Below are 16,561 nucleotides of genomic sequence, written 5' to 3' on the forward strand. Positions count from 1 at the left end.
TCAATGATGGTTATTTTTTAAAAGCGTCCGCTAATTTATGCGTGGCCGAGCGGAATACGCCGAGGTCGCTGCCGACGGCAACAAACGTGGCTCCCCACTCCAGATAGCGACGGGCGTCCGCCTCAACCGGCGCCAGAATGCCGCACGGTTTGCCGTGTGCTTTGGCGCGGGCAAAGATATGCTGGATCGCGCGCTGCACGTCAGGGTGGCTGGCGTTGCCCAGATGGCCAAAGGCGGCAGCCAGATCGCTTGGGCCGACGAAGATACCGTCCACGCCGTTTGTGGCGGCAATCGCGTCGACGTTATCAACGCCCTGCTGGCTCTCGATCTGAACCAGAATGGTGATGTTGCTGTTGGACTGCGCGAAATAGTCCGGCACGGTGCCAAACATATTGGCGCGGTGCGAAACGGAGACGCCGCGGATCCCTTCCGGGGGGTAGCGCGTTGAGGCTACGGCCAGCGCCGCTTGTTCTTCCGTCTCCACAAACGGGATCAGAAAGTTGTAGAAGCCGATATCCAGCAGACGCTTGATAATCACCGGCTCGTTGGTGGGTACACGCACCACCGGGGCGCTGTGGCTGCCTTTCAGCGCCATCAGCTGCGGAATAAACGTGCTGATATCGTTCGGCGCATGTTCGCCGTCCAGCACCAGCCAGTCGAAACCGGCCAGGCCCAGCACTTCGGTGCTGATTGGGTTTGCCAGCGCGGACCAACAGCCAATCTGAATCTGGTGCGCCGCGAGGGCCGCTTTAAATTTATTCGGGAAGATATCGTTACTCATCGTATTTACCTTTTTATTCCGCAGCCTTTTTCAGTGTCATTTTATTTATTCATTCAGACACCGTGCCAGCATGATATTTATTATTCTGACGTATTCTGGCGTGATAAAATCGTCATTCAGTATAAGACGCCATCCGCGACCGCACATTGTTTTAATGCTCAGGTATTACGGCATATTTTGATAAAAATTTTTGCATATGCACAAAGCACTGGGCGCTAATGCACAGAATCAAGGATTACGGGTTCGGGAGCGAGCGAGATCACATTTTAATATCCCCTATGCTGACATGCTTTATTTCTGAAAGACGCGTATTTATTTCTACCATTAGAAAATTGGCTGAATTTATTATCAGACACTTTGCTGGAGAATAGTGAACAATGGCCGACATTGAAATTCGACAGGCATCGCCGACGGCGTTTTATATCAAAGTACACGACATCGATAATGTGGCGATTATTGTCAACGACAATGGCTTAAAAGCGGGCACTCGATTCCCGGACGGGCTGGAACTGATTGAGCATATTCCACAGGGACATAAAGTCGCCCTGGTGGATATCCCTGCTAATAGCGAAATCGTACGTTACGGTGAAGTCATCGGCTATGCCGTTCGCGCTATACCACAGGGTAGCTGGGTTGAGGAGTCGCTGGTGGCACTTCCAGAAGCGCCGCCGCTGAACACGCTTCCGCTGGCAACCCGCGTGCCGGAACCGCTTCCTCCGCTGGAGGGCTATACCTTCGAAGGCTACCGCAATGCGGACGGCAGCGTCGGCACCAAGAATCTGCTCGGCATTACCACCAGCGTGCACTGCGTGGCGGGCGTAGTGGATTACGTGGTGAAAATTATCGAACGCGATCTGCTGCCAAAATACCCGAACGTCGACGGCGTGGTGGGCCTGAACCACCTCTACGGCTGCGGCGTGGCGATTAACGCGCCCGCTGCCGTGGTGCCGATCCGGACCATCCACAATATCGCCCTCAACCCGAACTTTGGCGGCGAGGTGATGGTCATCGGCCTCGGCTGTGAAAAATTGCAGCCAGAACGCCTGCTGCAGGGTACCGAGGATGTCAAAGCCATCCCGGCAGACGAGGCCAGTATCGTGCGCCTGCAGGACGAACGCCACGTTGGTTTCCGCTCAATGGTCGATGACATTCTGCAGGTGGCAGAGCGACATCTGGACAAACTCAACCGCCGCCAGCGCGAAACGTGTCCGGCCTCGGAACTGGTCGTGGGCACCCAATGCGGCGGCAGCGATGCCTTCTCCGGCGTGACGGCCAACCCGGCGGTAGGCTATGCGTCCGATCTGCTTGTTCGCTGCGGCGCCACGGTGATGTTCTCCGAGGTGACCGAAGTGCGTGACGCCATCCATCTGCTTACGCCACGCGCCGTTAATGAAGAGGTCGGCAAGCGCCTGCTTGAGGAGATGGCCTGGTACGATAGCTATCTCGATATGGGCAAAACCGACCGCAGCGCCAACCCGTCTCCGGGGAACAAAAAAGGCGGCCTGGCGAACGTGGTGGAAAAAGCCCTCGGCTCCATTGCCAAATCCGGGCAGAGCGCCATTGCAGAGGTGCTCTCTCCGGGACAGCGCCCGACGAAACGCGGACTGATCTACGCGGCAACGCCGGCCAGCGATTTTGTGTGCGGCACGCAGCAGGTCGCATCCGGCATTACGGTGCAGGTCTTTACCACCGGGCGCGGCACGCCGTACGGCCTGATGGCGGTGCCGGTGATTAAAATGGCGACCCGCACCGCGCTGGCGAACCGCTGGTATGACTTAATGGATATCAACGCGGGAACCATCGCCACCGGAGAAGAGAGCATTGAAGACGTGGGCTGGAAGCTGTTCCACTTCATTCTGGATGTCGCCAGCGGGCGGAAGAAAACCTTTTCGGATCAGTGGGGATTACATAATCAGCTGGCGGTGTTTAACCCGGCACCGGTGACGTGACTTCCCCTCACTCTGCCCTCTCCCCCAGGGAGAGGGTAAAATAATTTAAACCAACACCACCTCAATCCCGCTTTTCCGTAATCCTTCAAGACTTTCCGCCGGAATACCTTCATCGACAATAATCATATCAATCCGTTGCGTATCGATGATTTTATGCAGGCTTGAGCGATTAAATTTGCTGGAGTCAGTGACAACGATAATACGCTCCGCCACCTCGCACATTTTGCGATTCAGACGGGCTTCATCTTCGTTATGCGTACTCACGCCACGATCGAGATCAATGGCATCGACGCCCAGGAACAGCAGGTCAAAATGGTAATTCTGTAGCGACTGCTCGGCCTGGTCACCGTAGAAGGATTGCGACTGACGACGCAAATGTCCGCCGGTCATCAGCAACTCCACCCCATCAGCTTCCAGCAGCGCGTTCGCCACGTTCATGCCGTTAGTCATCGCAATCACATCCGTGTGCTGACGCAGCATGCGGGCGATTTCAAACGTCGTGGTGCCGGAGTCCAGAATAATACGGTGCCCGGGTTTGACCAGCGCGGCAGCAGCCTGCGCGATACTGCGCTTCACCGCCGTATTCAGCGAGCTTTTATCCTCCACGGAAGGCTCAGCGCCCGGCATGTTGCCTTCGCAAATCAATGCCCCACCGTAAGCGCGAACGGCAATGCCCTGCTTCTCCAGGAACGCCAGGTCGTTGCGGATTGTTACCGTCGATACGCCGTACAGATGAGACAGATCGTTAACCTGTACGCTTCCCTGCGCCCGCAACCGCTGAATGATCTGCTCCCGCCTTTCACTGGTGCTGGTGATGCGCTTTTCCGCGGATGAATCGGTGCTGCTCATACGAGCTCCTTAATCAAAATTCTTTCGTTTCATTTCGTTTTGCCTATTAAGGCCTTTCCTTTACGGGAATGCAAGCCCTGCATAGTGACGATACGCAAGCTGGCACCGCGCTGAAACCTTTCATTATGTTTCTTTTGTGAAACAGATCGGAAAACTATTATCTTTCGTTTTATTTTTAGATCACCATGATGCAGGATTAAATGAAACAAAACGAAAGATAAATATCATTACCATCCGAAATGGAGAGGAAAGTGAAACATCTGACAGAAATGGTGGAACACCATAAACGGGGGAATTCAAACGGGATTTACGCCGTCTGCTCCGCACATCCGCTGGTACTGGAAGCTGCAATTCGTTACGCGCATTCACATCGATCCCCGCTGTTGATCGAGGCCACCTCCAACCAGGTGGATCAGTTTGGTGGCTATACCGGCATGACGCCCGCTGATTTTCACGGGTTTGTCTGCCAGCTGGCCGAGTCGCTCGGTTTCCCGACGTCACAGCTGATCCTCGGCGGCGATCACCTGGGCCCTAACCGCTGGCAAAACCTGCCTGCGCAACAGGCGATGGCAAATGCCGACGATCTGATCAAAAGCTATGTTTCTGCCGGATTCAAAAAGATCCACCTCGACTGCAGCATGTCCTGCGCGGACGACCCGGTTCCCCTGACCGACGCGATCGTTGCCGGACGCGCCGCACGCCTGGCGAAGATTGCCGAAGCGACCTGTTGCGAGCAGTTTGGTGAATCCGATCTGGTCTACGTTATCGGCACGGAAGTGCCGGTTCCCGGTGGCGCGCACGAGACGCTCACCGAACTTGCCGTCACCACGCCAGACGCGGCCCGCGCCACGCTTGAAGCGCACCGCCACGCGTTCGAAAAGGAAGGCTTAAGCAACATCTGGCCGCGCATTATTGGCCTGGTGGTCCAGCCTGGCGTGGAGTTCGACCATGCGCACGTCTGCGACTATCAGCCGCAGAAAGCCGTTGCCCTGAGCAAAATGGTTGAAGCCTACGACACGCTGGTGTTTGAAGCACACTCCACCGACTACCAGACGCCGCAGGCGCTGCGAAAGCTGGTCAACGATCACTTTGCGATTCTGAAAGTTGGTCCTGCCCTGACCTTCGCCCTGCGCGAAGCGCTGTTCTCGCTGGCCGCCATAGAAGAGGAGCTGCTGCCGGCAAAAGCCAGCTCCGGCCTGCGTCACGTACTGGAAAACGTCATGCTCGACCGCCCGGAATACTGGCAAAGCCATTACCACGGTGACGGCAACGCGCGTCGCCTGGCGCGCGGCTACAGCTACTCTGACCGCGTGCGCTACTACTGGCCGGACGGTCAGATTGACGACGCCTTTGAACGCCTGGTGCGTAACCTGGCAGACGAGCCCATTCCGCTGCCGCTGATCAGCCAGTACCTGCCGCTGCAGTACGGGAAAGTTCGCGAGGGCGCTCTCAAGTCAACGCCACGGGAACTCATCATTGACCACATTCAGGACATACTCCAGCAGTACCACGCCGCCTGCGAAGGCGTAACAACGCAAAACGCATAATAAAAAGAGGAAAGCGCTATGCCAAACATTGTCTTATGCCGCATTGATGAACGCCTGATCCACGGTCAGGTGGGCGTGCAGTGGGTGGGGTTTGCGGGGGCAAACCTGGTACTCGTCGCCAACGATGAGGTGGCTGAAGATCCGGTTCAACAGAACCTGATGGAAATGGTGCTCGCGGAAGGGATCGCCGTGCGCTTCTGGTCGCTGCAAAAAGTGATCGACAACATTCACCGCGCCGCTGACCGCCAGAAAATCCTGCTGGTCTGCAAATCACCCGCCGATTTTCTGAAGCTGGTTGAGGGCGGCGTGCCCATCACCCGTATCAACGTCGGAAACATGCACTACGCCAGTGGCAAACAACAAATTGCCAAAACGGTCTCTGTCGACGCGAACGATATCGCCGCGTTCAACGGCCTGAAAGCGGCCGGTGTGGAATGCTTCGTTCAGGGCGTTCCAACAGAAACTGCTTTGGACCTCTTTAAACTGCTCTGAGGGATTCACAATGGAAATCAGTCTGTTGCAGGCGCTGGGGTTGGGCATACTCGCCTTTATCGCCGGTCTGGATATGTTTAACGGGTTAACACACATGCACCGCCCGGTGGTGCTCGGGCCGCTGGTCGGCCTGATTCTGGGCGACCTGCATACCGGTATTTTGACCGGCGGTACGTTAGAGCTGGTCTGGATGGGGCTGGCCCCGCTCGCCGGTGCCCAGCCGCCGAACGTCATTATCGGCACCATCGTGGGTACCGCATTTGCCATCAGCACCGGGGTGAAGCCAGAAGTTGCCGTTGGCGTCGCCGTCCCGTTTGCCGTTGCGGTTCAAATGGGGATTACGTTCCTCTTCTCGGTGATGTCCGGCGTGATGTCACGCTGCGATCGCATGGCGGCCAATGCTGATACTCACGGTATTGAACGGGTTAACTATCTTGCGCTGCTGGCGCTCGGCATCTTCTATTTTCTGTGCGCGTTCCTGCCGATCTACTTCGGTGCGGAACATGCGAAAACCGCCATTGATGTTCTGCCGGCACGGTTGATTGACGGCCTCGGCGTCGCGGGCGGCATCATGCCAGCCATCGGCTTCGCCGTGCTGCTGAAGATCATGATGAAAAACGTCTACATCCCTTACTTCATTATCGGTTTTGTCGCCGCCGCCTGGCTCAAGCTTCCGGTGCTGGCGATTGCGGCGGCCGCGCTGGCGATGGCGCTGATCGACCTGATGCGTAAATCACCTGAGCCGACGGCTCCAGTAGCCCAGAAAGAGGAATTCGAAGATGGCATCTAACCAAACCACCCTGCCGGACGTGTCTGAACGCGAAGAGACGCTGCTGACCGGCGTGAATGAAAACGTCTACGAAGACCAGAGCATCGGTGCCGAGTTAACTAAAAAGGATATTAACCGCGTGGCCTGGCGTTCCATGCTACTGCAGGCCTCGTTTAACTACGAACGTATGCAGGCCTCCGGCTGGCTGTACGGGTTGCTACCCGCGTTGAAAAAGATCCACACCAACAAGCGGGACCTGGCGCGGGCAATGAAAGGCCATATGGGTTTCTTTAACACCCACCCGTTCCTGGTGACCTTTGTAATCGGCATCATTCTGGCGATGGAGCGCTCCAAGCAGGATGTGAACAGTATCCAGAGCACCAAAATTGCCGTCGGCGCGCCGCTCGGCGGTATTGGCGACGCCATGTTCTGGCTAACCCTGCTGCCCATCTGCGGTGGTATCGGCGCCAGCCTGGCGCTGCAAGGGTCGATTCTGGGGGCCGTGGTCTTTATCGTGCTGTTTAACGTGGTGCACCTCGGCCTGCGTTTTGGCCTGGCGCACTACGCTTACCGGATGGGCGTGGCGGCCATCCCGCTGATTAAAGCCAACACCAAAAAGGTCGGCCACGCGGCGTCTATCGTCGGGATGACGGTGATCGGCGCGCTGGTGGCAACCTACGTCCGCCTCAATACGACGCTTGAAATCAAGGCAGGTGATGCCGTTGTCAAACTGCAGGCCGACGTTATCGACAAGCTGATGCCCGCGTTCCTGCCGCTGGTCTACACCCTGACCATGTTCTGGCTGGTGCGTCGCGGCTGGAGCCCGCTGCGGCTGATTGGTATCACCGTGCTGCTGGGCGTTGTCGGTAAATTCTGTCACTTCCTGTAAAAGCAAAGAGGTTGCGATGTTAGGCATTATTTTGACGGGTCACGGCGGGTTTGCCAGCGGGCTTGAGCAGGCGATGAAGCAGATCCTCGGCGAACAGCCGCAGTTTATCGCCATCGATTTTCCTGAAACGTCCACCACCGCGCGGCTGACCGCTCAGCTTGAGCAGGCGGTGAGCGAACTCGATGCAGAGCACGATATTGTGTTTCTCACCGATTTGCTCGGCGGCACGCCGTTTCGCGTGGCATCGACGCTCGCCATGCAACGGCCGGACAGTGAAGTGATCACCGGCACCAACCTGCAGCTGCTGCTGGAGATGGTGCTGGAGCGCGACGGATTAAGCAGTGAAGCATTTCGTCTGCAGGCACTGGAGTGCGGGCACCGCGGCCTGACGAGCCTCGTAGACGAGCTGGGACGCTGTCGCGAGGAAGCCCCTGCCGAGGAAGGGATATGAGCCAGCTGCTGCGCGCGAGGCGGGTGCTTACCGAACAGGGCTGGCTGGATGACCACCAGCTACGCATTGAAAACGGCGTGATTGCGGCTATTGAGCCTGTCCCGGCAGGCGTGACGTCGCGCGATGCAGAGCTGCTCTGCCCGGCGTATATCGATACGCACGTCCACGGCGGCGCGGGCGTGGACGTGATGGATGATGCGCCTGACGTGCTGGATATTCTCGCGATGCATAAAGCGCGCGAAGGCGTGGGCGCCTTTTTACCCACCACCGTGACCGCGCCGCTGGAGACTATCCACGGCGCGCTCGCGCGAATCGCCCGGCGCGCTCAGTCGGGCGGCCCCGGGGCGCAGATCCTGGGCAGCTACCTGGAAGGACCGTACTTTACGCCGCAGAACAAAGGGGCGCACCCGCCCGAGTTATTCCGGGAACTGAATATCATGGAGCTGGATGCACTGATCGACGTCTCGCATAACACGTTGCGGGTAGTGGCGCTCGCGCCAGAAAAACCCGGCGCGCTGCAGGCGATCCACCATCTTAAACAGCGCGGTTTACGCGTGATGCTGGGCCACAGCGCTGCCACGTACCGGCAAACACTCGCCGCGTTTGATGCGGGTGCCGACGGGCTGGTTCACTGCTACAACGGCATGACGGGGCTGCACCACAGAGAGCCCGGCATGGTCGGTGCAGGGCTGACGGACAAACGGGCGTGGCTGGAGCTAATTGCCGACGGCCACCACGTCCATCCTGGGGCGATGCGCTTATGCTGTTGCTGCGCGAAGGATCGCGTGGTGCTGATTACCGATGCCATGCAGGCGGCAGGTATGCCGGACGGACGGTACACGCTCTGTGGTGAAGAGGTCTCAATGCAAAACGGCGTGGTTCGAACCGGCTCCGGCGGGCTGGCAGGTAGCACGCTGTCGCTGGATGCCGCGGTCAGGAATATGGTGGAGTATGCGGGCGTAACCGCCGAAGACGCTATCCATATGGCCTCGCTACACCCTGCCCGGCTGCTTGGCGTTGACGGTCAGCTCGGATCCTTAGCCCCGGGTAAACACGCCAATATCATTGCGCTGGACGGGGGTTTGTACCTCCAGCAGATCTGGATTCAGGGCCAGGCTCTCCCCCTTTAGCCCTTTCATTGTGTCTCCTGTTGGCCTTACGGCACCCGATCGTAAGGCCTTTCTTTTCCTTTCCTTAAATTTTCCCTTTCCTTTCACGATCACACTTTTCGTTTTATTTCTTTTCTTTCATTGAAGTTTCGATTTCTTTTCTATAGATTTTATTTAACTGCTAAAGTGAACAAGTGAAACGAAACGAAAGATAGCGACACGATTGCCAGCGTCTGATGTGGAATTCACACGACTAAGGACTGAGTTATGCCACAAACTACCACCGCCGCAACCGGCACCTGGACCGAGGAAGAGATCCGCCAGCAGCCTGCCAGCTGGATCCGCTCGCTCAACAATATCGATAGCCTGCGTGCTTCGATCGACAGCTTCCTGACGCCGCTGCTGCGCAAGCACGATCTGCGGATCGTCCTTACCGGCGCGGGCACGTCCGCCTTTATCGGCGATATCGTTTCTCCCTGGCTCGCGAGCTACACCGGGAAAAACTTCACTGCCGTCCCAACAACCGATCTAGTCACGAACCCGATGGACTACTTCAGCCCTGCGCATCCGCTGCTGCTGGTTTCGTTTGCCCGCTCCGGCAACAGCCCGGAAAGCGTCGCAGCCGTCGAGCTGGCAAACCAGTTCGTACCAGAGTGCTACCACCTGTCGATTACCTGCAACGAGGCGGGGAGCCTCTACCAGAACGCCGTTAACAGCGATAACGCTTATGCCCTGCTGATGCCTGCCGAAACGCACGACCGAGGGTTCGCGATGACCAGCAGCATCACTACCATGATGGCGAGCTGTCTGGCCGTATTCGCCCCTGAGACGATCAACAGTAAAACCTTCCGCGACGTCGCCGATCGCTGTCAGGCGATCCTCACCTCGCTCGGCGATTTCAGCCACGATGTTTTTGGCAACGAGCCGTGGAAACGCGTCGTCTATCTGGGAAGCGGCGGCCTGCAGGGCGCGGCGCGCGAATCGGCGCTGAAGGTGCTGGAGCTGACGGCGGGCAAGCTGGCGGCATTCTACGATTCCCCGACGGGCTTCCGTCACGGGCCGAAGTCTCTGGTGGATAACGAAACGCTGGTGGTGGTGTTTATCTCGAGCCATCCGTATACGCGTCAGTACGATCTGGATCTGCTGGCCGAGCTGCGCCGCGATCGCCAGGCTATGCGCGTCGTCGCCATCGCCGCTGAAAACGATCCGGTCATTGAAGCGGGTCCGCACATTCTGCTGCCGCCTTCACGTCCGTTTATCGATATGGAACAGGCGTTCTGCTTCCTGATCTATGCCCAGGTCTTTGCACTCACCCAGTCGCTCAGCGTAGGCAATACGCCCGATACGCCATCCGCCAGCGGAACGGTCAACCGCGTGGTGCAGGGCGTTGTTATTCATCCGTGGCAGGCTTAAGAGGATCTGATTATGAGTATTATCTCGACGAAATATCTTCTGCTGGACGCGCAGGCAAAAGGCTACGCCGTTCCGGCGTTCAACATCCACAACGCGGAGACGATCCAGGCGATCCTCGAAGTGTGCAGCGAAATGCGATCGCCGGTGATCCTCGCGGGCACGCCGGGCACCTTCAAGCATATTGCGCTGGAAGAGATCTACGCCCTGTGCAGCGCGTACTCCCACACCTACGACATGCCGCTGGCGCTGCACCTCGATCACCACGAATCGCTGGACGATATTCGCCGCAAGGTCAACGCGGGCGTGCGCAGCGCGATGATCGACGGCAGCCACTATCCGTTTGAACAAAACGTGAAGCTGGTGAAGTCGGTGGTCGATTTCTGCCACCTCAACGACTGCAGCGTCGAAGCCGAGCTGGGCCGCCTGGGCGGCGTGGAAGATGACATGAGCGTGGACGCCGAAAGCGCGTTCCTTACCGATCCGCAGGAGGCGAAACGCTTCGTCGAACTGACCGGCGTCGATAGCCTTGCCGTCGCCATCGGCACCGCGCACGGCCTGTATACCAAGCGCCCAAAAATCGACTTCCAGCGGCTGGCGGAAATTCGCGAAGTGGTCACGGTTCCGCTGGTGCTGCACGGCGCAAGCGATGTGCCGGATGAGGATGTGCGCCGCACCATCGAACTGGGCGTGTGCAAAGTCAACGTGGCCACCGAACTGAAAATTGCCTTCTCTGACGCGGTTAAAGCCTGGTTTGCCGAAAACCCGCAGGGTAACGATCCGCGCTTCTATATGCGGGTCGGCATGGACGCCATGAAAGAGGTGGTCAGAAGCAAGATCGCCGTTTGCGGCTCGGCAAACCGGCTGCTGCTTCCGGCAGAAGCCTGATTAAAAAGGAGCTTACGCTGATGAAAAAAATCTTCGCACTCTCAGTGCTGGCCCTGTGCGTTTCCCATAGCGCGGCGGCGGCGAACTACGCGCTCAATAACGACAATATTGCCCTCTCGTTTGATGACGCAAACTCAACGGTAGTGGTTAAGGACAATAAGGCTAACCATCCGCTCACGCCGCAGGAGCTGTTCTTTCTGACGCTGCCGGATGAAACAAAAATCCACACCGCTGATTTCACCATCAAGCACGTCGAAAAGCAGGACAACGCAATTGTCATCGACTTTACCCATCCGGACTTTAACGTGACGGTGAAGCTAAACCTGGTGAAGGGAAAATACGCCAGCATCGACTACACCATTGCCGCAGTCGGCCAGCCGCGAGACGTGGCGAAAATTACCTTCTTCCCGACTAAAAAACAGTCTCAGGCCCCCTATGTCGACGGGGCGATTAACAGCTCGCCGATCGTTGCTGATTCATTCTTTATTTTGCCGGACAAGCCCATCGTTAACACTTACGCCTATGAAGCGACCACCAATCTCAACGTAGAACTGAAAACGCCGATCCAGCCAGAGTCGCCGGTCAGCTTTACCACCTGGTTCGGCACTTTCCCGGAAATCAGCCAGCTGCGCCGCAGCGTGAACCAGTTTATTGATGCCGTTCGTCCGCGACCGTACAAGCCTTATCTGCACTACAACAGCTGGATGGATATCGGCTTTTTCAATCCCTACACCGAGCAGGATGTGCTGGGGCGGATGGACGAGTGGAATAAGGAGTTTATTACCGGACGCGGCGTGGCGCTGGACGCCTTCCTGCTGGACGACGGATGGGACGATCTTACCGGGCGCTGGCTATTTGGCCCGGCATTCAGCAACGGTTTTGGCAAGGTTCGGGAAAAAGCCGACAGCCTGCACAGCTCGGTTGGACTGTGGCTCTCACCGTGGGGAGGCTACAACAAGCCGCGCGACGTTCGCGTCTCGCATGCAAAAGAGTATGGGTTCGAAACCGTCGACGGGAAGCTGGCGCTGTCAGGGCCGAACTACTTTAAGAACTTCAATGAGCAGATCGTTAAGCTAATCAAAAACGAACGCATTACCTCGTTCAAACTGGACGGGATGGGTAATGCCAACGCGCATATCCAGGGCAGCCCGTATGCCTCGGATTTTGACGCCTCCATCGCCCTGCTGCACAACATGCGCAGCGCCAACCCGAATCTGTTTATCAACCTGACGACAGGTACCAACGCCAGCCCGTCCTGGCTGTTCTATGCCGATTCTATCTGGCGCCAGGGCGATGACATCAACCTGTACGGCCCCGGCACGCCGGTGCAGCAGTGGATGACCTACCGCGATGCGGAAACGTACCGCTCCATTGTGCGCAAAGGCCCGCTGTTCCCGCTGAACTCGCTGATGTACCACGGGATCGTCAGCGCGGAAAACGCCTATTACGGGCTGGAGAAAGTGCAAACGGACAGCGATTTTGCCGACCAGGTCTGGAGCTACTTCGCCACCGGCACGCAGTTGCAGGAGCTGTATATCACCCCGTCAATGCTGAACAAGGCGAAGTGGGATACCCTGGCACAGGCGGCGAAGTGGTCGCGGGATAACGCCAGCGTGCTGGTGGATACGCACTGGATTGGTGGTGATCCAACCGCACTGCAGGTTTACGGCTGGGCATCCTGGAGCAAGGACAAAGCGATTCTCGGCTTGCGTAACCCGTCGGATAAGCCGCAAAGCTACTTCCTGGATTTGGCGAAAGATTTCGAAGTCCCGACAGGAAACGCGGCGCAGTTTAGTCTGAAGGCGGTGTATGGCCGTAATTCAACCGTACCGGAGGCGTACAAAAATGCGGTGGTGATTACACTGCAGCCGCTGGAAACGCTGGTGTTTGAGGCGATGCCAGTTAACTAAAAGGTGTATCAAGCTCTGTAGGCCGGGTAAGGCGCAGCCGCCACCCGGCAAAACAGGCGTCAGGGACTTACTCCCCCTGCTGCTCCAGCGCATACTTATACAGCGCATTTTTCTTCACGCCGTGAATTTCTGCCGCCAGCGCAGCGGCTTTCTTCAGCGGCAGTTCCGCCTGCAGCAGCGCCAGCGTACGCAGCGCGTCGGCAGGAAGCGCGTCTTCTTCCGCCTTGTGCCCTTCGACAATCAGCACCATTTCGCCCTTGCGGCGGTTTTCGTCTTCCTTCACCCACGCCAGCAGTTCACCCACCGGCGCGCCGTGGATCGTTTCCCAGGTTTTGGTCAGCTCGCGCGCCAGCACCACGTAGCGGGCTTCTCCCCAGACGGTCACCATATCTTCCAGGCTCTCCAGCAGGCGGTGTGTGGATTCGTAGAAAATCAGGGTGCGCGGTTCCGCTTCCAGGTCTTTTAAGACGTCGCGGCGGCCTTTGGATTTGGCAGGCAGGAAGCCTTCATAGCAGAAACGGTCAGACGGCAGACCTGCGGCGCTCAGCGCAGCAATGGCAGCGCATGGACCCGGCAGGGGCACAACGCGAATACCGGCTTCGCGACAGGTACGCACCAGGTGATAGCCAGGATCGTTGATCAGCGGCGTACCGGCGTCGGAGACCAGGGCGATGTTCTGCCCCTCTTTCAGCTTCGCCACCAGCGTTTCGGCTTTTTGTTGCTCATTGTGATCGTGCAGAGCGAACAAACGGGCGTTAATCGCGAAATGTTGCAGCAGCAGGCCAGTGTGGCGGGTATCTTCAGCAGCAATTAAATCAACAGCTTGCAGTACGGTGAGCGCACGTTGGGTAATATCAGACAAATTCCCGATAGGAGTAGGTACAATATAAAGCTGGCCTTGAGAATTATCTGCCGTTTCGTGTTGTTTCATTGTTTCGTCCGTATTGCCGATTTAATATTGAGCATTGCGTAAAAAAAATCACTGGATACAGTATGGTACCGTTAACGTTTCTTCGAAAAAAAGCCACGCGCAGCGTGCCGCTTCTGCTGGCAGCCCTGATCTTTGCAGGCTGTGGCACCCAGGCACCTGACCAGAGCACCGCCCATCTCCAGGGTTCTGCTCAGGCTGATTCTGGCTTTTATCTGCAACAAATGTCGCAGAGTTCAAATGATACCAAGACCAACTGGCAATTACTCGCCATTCGTGCACTGCTGAAAGAGGGTAAAACCCAGCGGGCAGCCGAGCTGTTTAACCAGTTGCCAAAAGATCTTAACGACGCCCAGCGTCGTGAGCAGAGCCTGCTCTCTGCCGAGCTGAAAGTCGCGCTGAAAGATTACGCCGCCGCGAAGAAGATCCTCGGGGATATTGACGTGAGCGCGCTGGATAAAAATCAGCAGGCGCGCTTCTGGCAGGCGGGCATTACCGCTGAGCAGGGACGCCCTTCGCTGACCTTGCTCCGCGCGCTCGTCGCGCAAGAGCCACTGCTTGGCGGTGCCGATAAGCAGAAAAATATCGATGCCACCTGGCAAGCGCTGGCGTCGATGACGCAGGAACAGGCGCAGGCGCTGGTCATCAACGCCGATGAAAACGTCCTGCAGGGCTGGCTGGATCTGCAGCAGATGTGGTTTAACAACCGCAGCGATCCAAAGATGCTGAAAGCCGGTATTACGGATTGGCAGACGCGCTACCCGCAAAACCCGGGCGCGAAAATGCTGCCAACCCAGCTAGTGAACGTGCAGAACTTTAAGCCTGCGTCTACCAGCAAAATCGCTCTGCTGCTGCCGCTCAACGGCCAGGCGGCGGTGTTTGGCCGCACCATTCAGCAGGGCTTTGAAGCGGCGAAAAACGGCACGACGTCGGTAACCGGCAGCGCGGTTCCCGCGCAGGCGGCCCAGGCGGCTAACGTGAATGATGTTGTCAGCCCATCTGCCGCAGAGACCAGCGACCTGACCACGGCGCAAGCGTCGGCGCAGGGCACGATGCAAAACCCGGTGACGGCTCCGACGACGCCGCCAGCTACAGCGGCACCGGCTACTACAGCACCTGCGACCCAGGCTCCGGCCGAGACGCAAGCGGCACCTGCACCTGTCACAACAGCAGAACAACCTCAACAGCAGCCTGCGCAACCCGCGGCCCAACCTGCCGCGCAGCCGCAGGCCGTGGCAACCACCAGCGCCAATCCGGGCGCTGAGTTGAAAATCTACGACACCAGTTCGCAGCCGCTTGATCAGGTGCTGGCGCAGGTTCAACAGGACGGGGCGAGCATCGTTGTCGGTCCGCTGCTGAAAAACAACGTGGAAGAGCTGATGAAGAGCAATACCACGCTGAACGTACTGGCGCTCAACCAGCCGGAGCAGGTTCAGAACCGGGCCAATATTTGCTACTTCGCGCTCTCTCCTGAAGATGAAGCCCGCGATGCGGCGCGTCATATTCACGAGCAGGGTAAGCAGGCTCCGCTGCTGCTCATCCCACGCAGCGCGCTGGGCGATCGCGTGGCCAATGCCTTTGCCGATGAGTGGCAGAAGCTGGGCGGCGGCGTGGTGCTGCAGCAGAAATTCGGTTCCGTCTCTGAACTGCGGGCTGGCGTAAACGGCGGGGCGGGCATCGCGCTTAACGGCAGTCCTGTCACCGCGAGCCTGCCACAGCAGCAGGGCGTGACGATTGGCGGCCTGACGATCCCTGCCCCACCTACCGACGCGCAGATCAGCGGTGGCGGTAAAGTGGATGCGGCTTATATCGTTGCCACGCCGCAGGAGATCGCCTTTATCAAACCGATGATTGCGATGCGTAACGGCAGCCAGAGCGGCGCAACGCTCTACGCCAGCTCCCGCAGCGCGCAGGGCACCGCGGGACCGGATTTCCGTCTGGAAATGGACGGTCTGCAGTACAGCGAAATCCCGATGCTGGCAGGCAGCAACCCGGCGCTGATGCAGCAGGCGCTGAGTACCGTACGTAACGATTATTCGCTGGCCCGTCTGTATGCGATGGGGGTTGATGCGTGGGCGCTGGCGAACCACTTTACCCAGATGCGTCAGGTGCCGGGCTTCGAGCTTAACGGCAACACTGGCGATCTGACCGCCACTCAGGATTGTGTGATTAACAGGAAGTTATCATGGCTCAAATACCAGCAGGGGCAGATCGTCCCGGCCAGTTAAGCCGCAAACAGACCGGCGATGCGTGGGAGTTAAGGGCGCGTCGCTGGCTTGAAGGCAAAGGACTGCATTTCATCGCCGCCAACGTCCGCGGGCGCGGCGGCGAAATCGACCTGATCATGAAAGACGGTCAGGTCATCGTGTTTGTAGAAGTGCGCTTTCGACAGTCCTCCCGTTTTGGCGGTGCTGCCGCCAGCGTGACGCTCGCCAAACAACATAAATTATTACAGACTGCCCACTTGTGGCTTGCCCGCCATAATGGGAGCTTTGATACTGTGGATTGCCGGTTCGATGTGATAGCCTTCACCGGAAATGAAATCGAATGGCTTAAAAACGCTTTTGGCGAAGACGCATAATTAAGATT

General features: G+C 57.7%; 15 protein-coding genes. 12 read left to right on the forward strand and 3 right to left on the reverse strand.

Features of this window, described 5'->3' with window-relative positions; genetic code table 11:
- Positions 1-10 precede the first annotated feature (10 nt).
- Entirely contained in the window at positions 11-781 is a 771-nt protein-coding gene (gene garL / locus GXP72_RS19935; RefSeq protein ID WP_024906391.1) for a 2-dehydro-3-deoxyglucarate aldolase, read from the reverse strand.
- Positions 782-1,158: 377 nt separating this feature from the next.
- Here garL and garD point away from each other — a divergent pair, with 377 nt between their 5' ends.
- Positions 1,159-2,730: a galactarate dehydratase gene (gene garD / locus GXP72_RS19940; RefSeq protein WP_208763286.1), complete on the forward strand. Its 1,572-nt coding sequence runs from the start codon at positions 1,159-1,161 to the stop codon at positions 2,728-2,730.
- A gap of 45 nt (positions 2,731-2,775) precedes the next feature.
- Here the strand turns inward: garD and GXP72_RS19945 are convergent, their stop codons facing one another.
- Entirely contained in the window at positions 2,776-3,579 is an 804-nt protein-coding gene (locus GXP72_RS19945) for a DeoR family transcriptional regulator (RefSeq protein ID WP_208763287.1), read from the reverse strand.
- Between the two features lie 251 nt (positions 3,580-3,830).
- On the opposite strand from GXP72_RS19945, the gene kbaZ reads away from it, so the two are divergent.
- From kbaZ to GXP72_RS19990, 9 genes are all read left to right on the forward strand, one after another.
- Positions 3,831-5,126, forward strand: coding sequence for a tagatose-bisphosphate aldolase subunit KbaZ (gene kbaZ / locus GXP72_RS19950; protein WP_194266163.1), 1,296 nt, complete (start codon positions 3,831-3,833; stop codon positions 5,124-5,126).
- Positions 5,127-5,144: 18 nt separating this feature from the next.
- Positions 5,145-5,618: a PTS N-acetylgalactosamine transporter subunit IIB gene (agaV, locus tag GXP72_RS19955; RefSeq protein WP_023333561.1), complete on the forward strand. Its 474-nt coding sequence runs from the start codon at positions 5,145-5,147 to the stop codon at positions 5,616-5,618.
- 10 nt (positions 5,619-5,628) lie between these two features.
- Positions 5,629-6,408 carry a PTS N-acetylgalactosamine transporter subunit IIC gene (gene agaW / locus GXP72_RS19960; protein ID WP_061716430.1) on the forward strand — a complete coding sequence of 260 codons (780 nt, stop codon included), beginning with the start codon at positions 5,629-5,631 and terminating at the stop codon, positions 6,406-6,408.
- Positions 6,398-7,276, forward strand: a complete 879-nt coding sequence (gene agaE, locus GXP72_RS19965) for a PTS N-acetylgalactosamine transporter subunit IID (protein ID WP_061716429.1) — start codon at positions 6,398-6,400, stop codon at positions 7,274-7,276. The genes agaW and agaE overlap by 11 nt, the downstream gene beginning before the upstream one ends.
- A 16-nt stretch (positions 7,277-7,292) precedes the next feature.
- Complete coding sequence (gene agaF, locus GXP72_RS19970; protein WP_208763288.1) at positions 7,293-7,727, forward strand: PTS galactosamine/N-acetylgalactosamine transporter subunit IIA; 435 nt, start codon at positions 7,293-7,295, stop codon at positions 7,725-7,727.
- On the forward strand, positions 7,724-8,857 hold the full coding sequence (gene nagA / locus GXP72_RS19975) for an N-acetylglucosamine-6-phosphate deacetylase (RefSeq protein WP_208763289.1): 1,134 nt from the start codon (positions 7,724-7,726) through the stop codon (positions 8,855-8,857). Before agaF ends, nagA begins: the two co-directional genes overlap by 4 nt.
- Positions 8,858-9,103: 246 nt before the next feature.
- Complete coding sequence (locus GXP72_RS19980) at positions 9,104-10,249, forward strand: SIS domain-containing protein (protein WP_208763290.1); 1,146 nt, start codon at positions 9,104-9,106, stop codon at positions 10,247-10,249.
- A gap of 12 nt (positions 10,250-10,261) precedes the next feature.
- Positions 10,262-11,134, forward strand: coding sequence for a tagatose-bisphosphate aldolase subunit KbaY (kbaY, locus tag GXP72_RS19985; protein ID WP_048992574.1), 873 nt, complete (start codon positions 10,262-10,264; stop codon positions 11,132-11,134).
- 20 nt (positions 11,135-11,154) lie between these two features.
- Positions 11,155-13,044: an enterotoxin gene (locus tag GXP72_RS19990; protein WP_208763291.1), complete on the forward strand. Its 1,890-nt coding sequence runs from the start codon at positions 11,155-11,157 to the stop codon at positions 13,042-13,044.
- A 67-nt stretch (positions 13,045-13,111) separates the two neighbouring features.
- On the opposite strand, the gene rsmI is transcribed toward GXP72_RS19990, so the two are convergent.
- Complete coding sequence (rsmI, locus tag GXP72_RS19995; protein ID WP_045331026.1) at positions 13,112-13,975, reverse strand: 16S rRNA (cytidine(1402)-2'-O)-methyltransferase; 864 nt, start codon at positions 13,973-13,975, stop codon at positions 13,112-13,114.
- 62 nt (positions 13,976-14,037) lie between these two features.
- Here rsmI and GXP72_RS20000 point away from each other — a divergent pair, with 62 nt between their 5' ends.
- Both GXP72_RS20000 and GXP72_RS20005 read left to right on the forward strand, forming a co-directional pair.
- On the forward strand, positions 14,038-16,200 hold the full coding sequence (locus GXP72_RS20000) for a penicillin-binding protein activator (RefSeq protein ID WP_090418850.1): 2,163 nt from the start codon (positions 14,038-14,040) through the stop codon (positions 16,198-16,200).
- On the forward strand, positions 16,158-16,553 hold the full coding sequence (locus GXP72_RS20005) for a YraN family protein (RefSeq protein ID WP_090418853.1): 396 nt from the start codon (positions 16,158-16,160) through the stop codon (positions 16,551-16,553). Before GXP72_RS20000 ends, GXP72_RS20005 begins: the two co-directional genes overlap by 43 nt.
- Positions 16,554-16,561: the final 8 nt, after the last annotated feature.

The sequence above is a fragment of the Enterobacter sp. SES19 genome (genome assembly GCF_011765665.1).
Lineage (GTDB): Bacteria > Pseudomonadota > Gammaproteobacteria > Enterobacterales > Enterobacteriaceae > Enterobacter > Enterobacter pseudoroggenkampii.